Genomic DNA, 8,370 nt, shown 5'->3' with positions numbered 1-8,370 from the left:
CCAAAGGCCAATGCCAGAGGTAGGGCAACAATCCCGGCCGTGATCCCTCCTAGAAGGTCATTCTTGAAATGGCTGAAATCGAGGAACTTCATATACTGTGGTTAAGGGTGGTCCGAAGACCGTTAGGTATTGCTCAGGAGCTATTATGACGAAAATATCCATTCTATCCAGAATAGCGACTTAAGAAGCAGATGTGCGAATATTGCTTTCTTAGAGCAAGTAAATCATCGATTCCCACATGAAGATCCTCATCCTCTCCAGCAGTGTCAGACAAGGCCGTAATAGTCATCGCGTAGCTTTATTCCTACAAGAACGCCTTCTATCCAGAGAGGGTGTCGAGGTGGACCTTTTCGACCTGGAAGCTGTGGATTTTCCCTTGTTCTCAGAGCGTCTTTCCAGGCTGGAAGAACCCAGTGATTCCTTGAAGGAATACGCCCAGCGGGTAGAGCAGGCAGATGGAGTGGTCTTTGTCACTCCGGAATACAATGGCGGTTATCCAGCATCTTGGAAGAATGCCTTCGATGTACTCTACGATCAATGGAAGGGTAAGCCGGCAGGTATCGCAAGTGTAAGCACAGGCTCCTTTGGAGGCTCCCAGGTCCAAGTCCAGATGCAGTGGGTCATCACCAAGGTGGGCATGCTTCCGACCGGAGTGTTTCCCGTGCCGAAAGTGACAGAAAATTTCAGCGAGACGGGAGAAGCACTGGATGAGAAGATCCCCGGGCGTGCCGATAAATTTCTAGATAGTATCCTAAGCCGTATCTCCTGATTCTTTTACTCTTCAGGCGCACTACCTTTGCGGCATGCAACGAGTGGTGGTAGGACTTTCAGGCGGAGTAGACTCCAGTGTAGCCGCATACTTGCTCAAAGAGCAAGGCTATGAGGTCATCGGGCTCTTTATGCGCAATTGGCTGGATGACACGGTGACCATCAGCGAGGAGTGCCCTTGGCTGGAAGACAGCAACGATGCCATGCAAGTCGCCCAGAAACTGAATATCCCCTTTCAGATCCTCGACCTCAGCAAGGAGTACAAAGAGCGCATCGTGGACTATATGTTCAGGGAATACTCCAGAGGCTACACGCCCAATCCGGATGTACTCTGTAATCGCGAGATCAAATTCGACATCTTCTTGGAGCAGGCCATCAAACTGGGAGCCGACTTCGTGGCCACCGGGCATTATTGTCAGAAGGAGACCATTGAGAAGGATGGCCAAGTGACCCACAGACTATTGGCCGGTGCCGACCCTTCCAAGGATCAGAGCTATTTCCTCTGTCAGGTGAATCAATCCCAATTGGCACGCGCCCTCTTCCCTATCGGTCATCTCCAGAAATCAGAAGTGCGCGAGATCGCAAAGACCCAAGACCTGGTCACAGCTGAGAAGAAGGACTCACAGGGGCTCTGCTTTGTAGGAAAGGTGAAGCTGCCTGTGTTTTTACAGCAACAGCTCGAACCCAAGGATGGAGAGATCATCGAAGTGGCGGCAGATGATCCCATTTTGCATCGAAATGGGGTACACTTGGTAGAAGAACATGCTGAGGCCTTTAAGCTCGATCAGTCCCATGGCGAGGTCATCGGCACCCATCAAGGAGCACACTATTTCACCATCGGTCAACGCAAGGGACTCGGTGTAGGAGGCAAGGTGGAACCGCTCTTCGTCATCGGAACGGATACCGATCAGAATCGGATCTATGTCGGTCAAGGGGAAAGGCATCCCGGGCTCTATCGCAAAGCGCTACGTATCGCCCCCGAAGACATCCATTGGGTCCGGCCGGATATGCGATTGGACGTAGGTGAGAAAGCAGACTATCTCTGCCGGATACGTTACCGACAGGCTCTGCAGAAGGCTACATTGATTCAGAAAACGGAAGGACTCTACATCGAGTTCGAGACGCCTCAGCGTGGCATTGCAAGAGGACAATTTGCCGCTTGGTATGCGGGAGAAGAACTGATAGGTAGTGGGGTGATCGCTTGAATGCCGGATAGGATTCAAGTCAAGTTATTCACCGAGAACAAGTATGCGAGGGCAGTTCTAACGGATGTCGGTAAGCCTTCATTGAAAAATATACCGTTCAGGACATCTGTACTCTGCTTCCTTTCAGTTTTTAGGGCCTTTCTCAGTAGACTTAATTTGAATCCTGGGCTCATGAAGAAGCCATTCATCTTCAGGAGGTATCGCTCACCTATGGATATCCGTTCCATCAGTAAGCGTGCAAAATGATCATCGTGATAGAGGAGATCGAAGACAAAGGCCCAAGAATGGTCCAGGGGAATCCTTCCTTCGAAAAGGAGATGGAGATCGACAATCACATTGAAGACCAAGTTGTAGTGCTCGCTATCAAAGAACATGGAACTCGATCTCAATTCGTCCTTGAGTTGGAAGCCATTCTCGATACCTGGGATAACACAGGTCGGACCTCGACCTGTCCAGTTCCTATACCATCCCCCGTTAGCTCCTTTTTGGGTCAACCAGTCCAACTCCTTGAGACCTTTGTTCCTGGTAAACGTGTACATGTGCAATAGACTGAAAGGCATATTCAGGGCCACGCCCACTTGCTCGCGGATAGAAAGCTCTTCCGGTAATCCATTCACATGCTCCGTGAACCATCGATACTCTTCAGGATGGAATCGATTGGCCAGCGAGATGAATAGATTGGCCTGATAGCCATGATCGACCTTGATGTCTTTCAGGTCATCGAACATCTGACAGATGTAGAGCAATGAACCGAAGCTGAATCTATCCGCAGTCCGATAAACGGGTAGCGACAGGATGTCAGAGCGTAGTCCTATCCAAGCAGACATTCCAAGCGATGTCTTCTTATTGAAGTGCCAATTGACAACTGGAACTGGTATCATTCCATCTGGGAATCGCTCCATCAGGAGGATATCATCCAATGCGGTCTCCACATAGAAACTCAGGAAATCAATGACCTTCTCTGCCTTGAATCGACCATTCTTAGTGCTACGTATCGCTTGATTCAGTTTATCTAACATCATCTCTATACGATCAAGGAGTTCGGCATACGTGCATGCGTACTTCTTGTTATAGATATGTAGTACGTCCTCTCCCAATTCCTTGAAGCCGTGAAGAATGACATGGAGTCGATCAGCAACTCCCTCAAGGCGGAATTCCAACTCCTTACATGCAGAAGTGACTTTTTCAGATAATGCGTTGGTCGGTGATAGGTCTCGGTGTGCATTGATTACTCCGTCTATGTACTCGTCTGCTGTTTGAAGTACGAGGAATGCCAGATCAACGATCAGAGAATCACCCCGCAATTCTCTCCAATAGGGTATCCTGAACAAGAAATAGTTCTGAACAGCAGATCCTCTCTCGATGGTGGACCATACTCCATCGCTGGCTCTATTCTGGAGTAGAACGGACAGGAATCTACGGTCTTTCTTTCTTCTGAGCATCAACAAAGGGCGCCATGCCGCCCATAATAGACTACGCCAAGCGATCATCCTGAATTCTACCCAAAGGGAATAAGGTTCCATCTCCGCGGTCGAAGCATCGAATTGCCTAAGAAGTTCGGTCAGCGAGAAGTCATCCTCGGTCCCATAATTCTCTGTATCAGGACCTGCTGATGAAAAGTCACTTTCAAAGTGCGTGTCCAAGAATCTTTTGACCACCTCCATCTTACCATTGGGATATGGAGAATAGTATGGATTCGTATATGTGTAAGAAAGGTGTTGTCGAAGAACAAGGGTCCATTGCTTGGTCGGTTCCATTTCTCCGACCGGATAGATATCTTTCCTTGACTGGAAATGAGCGAGCAGGTCCTCGTGATCGATGCCCTGCTCTGAACAGCATTTTTTTAGGCCTTCTAAGAGTTCTGCATACATAGAGGTTGGTTGGATCGGTGGAGAAAGATACGTATCGAGCGTATCAGACCCTTTCCGCAATGCGGAAATCATCCTTATTGGAGTTGCGGATGATGAGTTCTCCAAGGAATCCTGCCAAGAAAAGCTGTGTACCGATGATCATCACTACGAGGGCGATGTAGAACTGACTCATCTCTGCGATGTTCTTACTGACGATGCCCTGTGACATGTTATAGACCTTTTCGCCAGCGATGAAAGCGAATATCCCGAATCCTATGAGGAACCAGAAGGAGCCCCATAGTCCGAAGAGGTGCATGGGACTCTTAGAGAAGCGGGTGACAAAGGTCACAGTGAGCAGGTCTAAGAATCCATTCATAAAACGTTCCATACCGAATTTGGTGCTGCCGTACTTGCGCTCCTGATGCTGCACCACCTTCTCTCCGATGCGTCTATAGCCCGACCATTTGGCGAGTACGGGGATATATCGATGCATCTCACCGCGCACGTCCACGCTCTTGACCACGGGTCTACGATAGGCCTTCAATCCGCAATTGAAGTCATGTAGATGGATGCCGCTCATTTGGCGGGTGGCCCAATTGTAGATCTTGGTAGGGACAGTTTTTGTGATGGGATCGTAGCGTTTTTTCTTCCAGCCTGAGACCACGTCCAAGTTATCTTCATGGATCATACGCATCATCTCGGGAATCTCCTCGGGAGAATCCTGTAGATCGGCATCCATGGTCACTACTATGTCTCCTTGAGCCTCTTTGAATCCGGCCCTCAGGGCGGCTGACTTTCCCGAATTCCGCTGTAGCCTGAGCCCTTTGACCTCTGGGTGGGTCTGTTTGGAAGCACATATCACCGACCAGGTATCGTCATTGCTACCGTCATCTATGAAGATGACCTCATAGCCATCCACTACAGATGCGACCGAACGCTTGATCCATTCCAGCAGCTCTGGAATAGACTCTTGCTCGTTATAAGCAGGTATGACAATCGAAAGATCCAATCAGACGGTACTCAATCCAATGGATGTTTACGTTGAACGATGGCAGAGGTTATCAATGGGAAGATCATGCCGAAGATGACCCCGAACAGAAGCACCCAGAATATCATGGCCGTAGGACTGACCATCATCTCGGTGATCTCCATGGCCTGGTCTACCTGCGAACTGGTCATGCCTTGGTCCATCATGTCCCCATAGGCCTTCTCCAGCGCGGCATCGGTCAAGGATTCATCTGCACTATACAGGATGAAGGTATATATGGCATTGATCACCGTACTGACCAATCCCGCCAAGAAACCAAGTTTCCAAGCCTTACCGAAGGTGATGAATCCATTCTGCTGCTCATCTCTGAATTTCTTCTGGATGAAATAGAGGATCACTAGCACGATAGGTACCGAGAGCCACCCGGCCCATTGCTCGGTGAGGAGCCCAGCAAAATAGAGGATAGAGTTGAAGACCACCCCGAATAATCCGAGGATGAGCCCTCCCCTGATGGCTGCTTTCCCTACGGGGGCATCTATCCTGTCATTCATATCATCCATGGTCATGGTCGTTAATTTTTGGTTCGAACAAATATAGTTTTTCGATCGTGTGCCCATTGCTGAAGAGTGCTTACTTTCGCGGCTCGGGCAAGTCTTATACGACCAGCTCCTGTTGAACTCCCCCAGGGCCGGAAGGCAGCAAGGGTAGACGGTTGTAGCGGTGCGATGTAAGTAGCTTGCCCGTTTTTATTTCACCTCCATGAGTAGAGTCGTGTTGATCACCGGAGCCTCTTCGGGCATTGGCAAATCGATGGCCCAATTCCTGACTCAGAAAGGCCTCCAAGTCTATGGTACCAGCCGCAAGGCAGAAATGGGAGAAGTACGTGATGGAGTCACCTTCGTCCCCATGGATGTGACCGATGATGAGTCGGTCCGTAGAGGTGTCGACTTCATTCTCCAGCAGGCCGGCCACATCGATGTCCTAGTAAACAACGCAGGCATTGGCATGGTAGGCTCGGTTGAAGACTCCAGTCCCGATGAGATGAAGATGCAATTCGAGACCAATTACTACGGACCCGTGCGTACCATGCAGGCCGTATTACCCAGCATGCGTGAGCGGTCGAGTGGATATATCATCAATATCTCTTCACTGGCCGGGCTCTTCGGACTCCCCTATCGCGGAGTGTATTCTGCGGCCAAATATGCCCTCAACGGACTCACCGAAGCCGCACGTATGGAATTACTGCAATTCGGAGTACATGCCGTAGTTCTCTGCCCTGGAGATTACAAGACCGCTATCAAGAGCTCGCGCATCCGGGTCAAGAAAGGAGACACTTCGGTCTATGCTGAGGAGTTCGACAAGGTGCATCACCTGCTCAATGAAGAACTCCATCATAGCGGTGACCCCATCGAAGTCGCCCAGACCGTGTGGAAGATCATCAACAAGAAGAGCCCTAAGCCTTATTATATCTCGGCCAGTACCTTCCAGAAATTCGTGGTGCATCTGCGCTATTGGTTGCCTACCAAGGCCTTCCAGTGGCTGATGATGCGGAATTATAAGATGTTGGGGAAATGAGTCGATTAGCCAATTGGAGAATTGGAGACTTAGATGATGAGAAGATTAGATGATGAGATGTTGGGTTTGTGGGTTGACGAGTTTGTGGGTTGACGAGTTTGTGGGTTGCTGGGTTTGTGGGTTGATGAAGTAGCGAGAAGCTCTCATTCTGATTTTCATTCCCATTTTGATTTTGATTCCTTACACAATGAGAATGTGAATCAAAATTTGAATCAAAATGCTGAAGTAGCGAAGCCGACCCATTCTGATTTTCATTCAATTCTCCTTAGCTCAGAATTCCAATACTACTCCCTACCTTTGACCCCTAATCAAAGAGACCCATGAGATTCTTCATCGATACCGCAAATCTGGATCAGATCAAAGAAGCCGCAGAACTCGGAGTTTTAGACGGTTGTACCACCAATCCCTCCCTCATGGCCAAAGAAGGCATCAGTGGGGATGAACGGGTCAAGCAGCACTATAAGGACATCTGCGACATCGTGCGTGGACCCGTGAGTGCCGAGGTCATCTCTACGGATTTCGAAGGGATGGTACGTGAAGGTGAGGCACTGGCCTCGCTGGATGAGAATATCGTGGTCAAAGTACCCATGATCAAAGATGGAGTGCGCGCTTTGAAGCATTTCAGCAATGAAGGCATCCAGACCAATTGCACCCTTGTCTTCTCGGCCGGTCAGGCTCTTTTGGCCGCTAAGGCAGGAGCGACCTATGTTTCTCCCTTCATCGGAAGGCTGGATGATGTCTCCACTGATGGGCTCGACCTCATTGCGCAGATCCGTCATATCTATGATAACTACATGTTCGAGACGCAGATATTGGCTGCTTCGGTCCGTCATACCATGCACGTGATCAAGTGTGCCGAGATAGGTGCCGATGTGATGACCGGACCTCTCTCTTCTATCGTAGGGCTTCTCAAGCACCCACTGACCGATAGCGGACTGGCCAAGTTCCTGGCCGATCATAAGAAGGCTTCTGAAACCGTAAATGCCTGAGCCATGCTGATCAAGATTCACCCGGACAATCCACCAGAGAACAAACTCGACCAAGTGATCGAGTGTATCAAGGACGGTGGTGTGATCATCTACCCGACCGACACCATCTATGCCATCGGTTGTGACCTGAACAATCACAAGGCCGTAGAGCGTGTAGCGCGTATCAAAGGCGTGAAGATGGAGAAGGCCAACTTCTCACTGGTGTGCTATGATCTCAGTCACCTCAGCACCTATGCCAAGCAGATCGACACCAACACCTTCAAGCTGATGAAGCGCCTACTCCCGGGGCCCTATACCTTCATTCTCAGAGCAAGCAAGGAGGTGCCCAAGCTCTTCACCGATAAGAAGAAGACTGTGGGTATCCGTGTGCCCGACAACAACGTCTGTCGCGAGTTGGTATTACGATTGGGGCACCCGATGGTCTCCAGTTCAGTGCACGATGATGATGAGGTGATCGAGTACACCACCGATCCCGAATTGATTCACGAGCGTTATCAGGACCAGGTAGATATGGTCATCGACTCGGGCTATGGGAAGAACATCCCTTCTACCGTACTGAGCTGTTTGGATGAGGAGGTCGAGGTCATCCGGGAAGGAGCCGGACTGGTGGATTTCTGAGAACGCTCTTATTTCCTTTTTCTGAACTGCACGAGTGAGAGCATGTGCAAGAAGACTGCACTCGGCATCAAGAAGCCCGCAATGAGCACGTAAGGATAGCTCATGGCTTCCAGTGGTAGCAGAGGCGATTCACTCCCAAAGACCTGTGGCTTATATAGTGAGGCCATGAATAGGAAGATCACACTCGCCAGTACGGCCAGACCTAAGTAATTCCACAGTACGATCACCAGCTCAGGGAGCCAGCGCTTCTGGTACACAGCATAGCCGATAGGGAGAGCGGTCAAGGCAAAGAGCATATCGTAATTATAGCCCTCCAGCGTGACCTGAGGGTTGAAAACACCTTCTGCCAATGCATGGATGAACAAGGTCTCTACTAC

9 protein-coding genes and 1 other RNA gene are annotated in these 8,370 nt (G+C 49.8%); 6 read left to right on the top strand and 4 right to left on the bottom strand.

The genetic code is table 11. The annotated features are described in order from the left end of the window. Nucleotides 1-238: 238 nt before the first annotated feature. Entirely contained in the window at nt 239-769 is a 531-nt protein-coding gene (locus HKN79_07790; GenBank protein ID NNC83462.1) for an NAD(P)H-dependent oxidoreductase, read from the top strand. Between the two features lie 34 nt (nt 770-803). Further along, nucleotides 804-1,973, top strand: coding sequence for a tRNA 2-thiouridine(34) synthase MnmA (mnmA, locus tag HKN79_07785; protein NNC83461.1), 1,170 nt, complete (start codon nt 804-806; stop codon nt 1,971-1,973). A 14-nt stretch (nt 1,974-1,987) separates the two neighbouring features. Here the strand turns inward: mnmA and HKN79_07780 are convergent, their stop codons facing one another. The 3 genes from HKN79_07780 to HKN79_07770 are packed head-to-tail and all read right to left on the bottom strand — an operon-like array spanning nt 1,988 to nt 5,377. Continuing rightward, on the bottom strand, nt 1,988-3,844 hold the full coding sequence (locus HKN79_07780; GenBank protein NNC83460.1) for a hypothetical protein: 1,857 nt from the start codon (nt 3,842-3,844) through the stop codon (nt 1,988-1,990). A 43-nt stretch (nt 3,845-3,887) separates the two neighbouring features. Continuing rightward, entirely contained in the window at nt 3,888-4,832 is a 945-nt protein-coding gene (locus HKN79_07775) for a glycosyltransferase family 2 protein (GenBank protein NNC83459.1), read from the bottom strand. 11 nt (nt 4,833-4,843) lie between these two features. Continuing rightward, entirely contained in the window at nt 4,844-5,377 is a 534-nt protein-coding gene (locus HKN79_07770) for a DUF4199 domain-containing protein (protein ID NNC83458.1), read from the bottom strand. A gap of 79 nt (nt 5,378-5,456) precedes the next feature. Between HKN79_07770 and ffs the strand changes: the two genes are divergently transcribed. From ffs to HKN79_07750, 4 genes are all read left to right on the top strand, one after another. Then, an RNA gene (ffs, locus tag HKN79_07765) (signal recognition particle sRNA small type) lies at nt 5,457-5,556 on the top strand. A gap of 14 nt (nt 5,557-5,570) precedes the next feature. Continuing rightward, the gene (locus HKN79_07760) at nt 5,571-6,386 is read left to right on the top strand and encodes an SDR family oxidoreductase (protein NNC83457.1); all 816 of its coding nucleotides are present in this window, start codon (nt 5,571-5,573) and stop codon (nt 6,384-6,386) included. A 320-nt stretch (nt 6,387-6,706) separates the two neighbouring features. Next, nucleotides 6,707-7,375 (top strand): fructose-6-phosphate aldolase, encoded by a 669-nt coding sequence (gene fsa / locus HKN79_07755; protein ID NNC83456.1) that lies wholly within the window; start codon nt 6,707-6,709, stop codon nt 7,373-7,375. 3 nt (nt 7,376-7,378) lie between these two features. Next, on the top strand, nt 7,379-7,993 hold the full coding sequence (locus tag HKN79_07750) for a threonylcarbamoyl-AMP synthase (GenBank protein ID NNC83455.1): 615 nt from the start codon (nt 7,379-7,381) through the stop codon (nt 7,991-7,993). 8 nt (nt 7,994-8,001) lie between these two features. Here HKN79_07750 and HKN79_07745 read toward each other — a convergent pair. Further along, nucleotides 8,002-8,370: hypothetical protein (locus HKN79_07745; GenBank protein ID NNC83454.1), on the bottom strand; the 369-nt coding region annotated here is incomplete at its 5' end.

The sequence above is a fragment of the Flavobacteriales bacterium genome, assembly GCA_013001705.1.
Taxonomy (GTDB): domain Bacteria; phylum Bacteroidota; class Bacteroidia; order Flavobacteriales_D; family JABDKJ01; genus JABDLZ01.
Note: the sequence above shows the minus strand (reverse complement) of the source record. Positions and strands in the feature narration are given on the sequence as shown.

Excerpts from the sequence above, each read along its gene's own strand:
- HKN79_07790 (NNC83462.1), top strand. The coding sequence starts at position 239 with ATGAAGATCCTCATCCTCTCCAGCAGTGTCAGACAAGGCCGTAATAGT.
- mnmA (NNC83461.1), top strand. The coding sequence starts at position 804 with ATGCAACGAGTGGTGGTAGGACTTTCAGGCGGAGTAGACTCCAGTGTA.
- HKN79_07780 (NNC83460.1), bottom strand. The coding sequence starts at position 3,844 with ATGTATGCAGAACTCTTAGAAGGCCTAAAAAAATGCTGTTCAGAGCAG.
- HKN79_07770 (NNC83458.1), bottom strand. The coding sequence starts at position 5,377 with ATGACCATGGATGATATGAATGACAGGATAGATGCCCCCGTAGGGAAA.
- HKN79_07760 (NNC83457.1), top strand. The coding sequence starts at position 5,571 with ATGAGTAGAGTCGTGTTGATCACCGGAGCCTCTTCGGGCATTGGCAAA.
- fsa (NNC83456.1), top strand. The coding sequence starts at position 6,707 with ATGAGATTCTTCATCGATACCGCAAATCTGGATCAGATCAAAGAAGCC.
- HKN79_07750 (NNC83455.1), top strand. The coding sequence starts at position 7,379 with ATGCTGATCAAGATTCACCCGGACAATCCACCAGAGAACAAACTCGAC.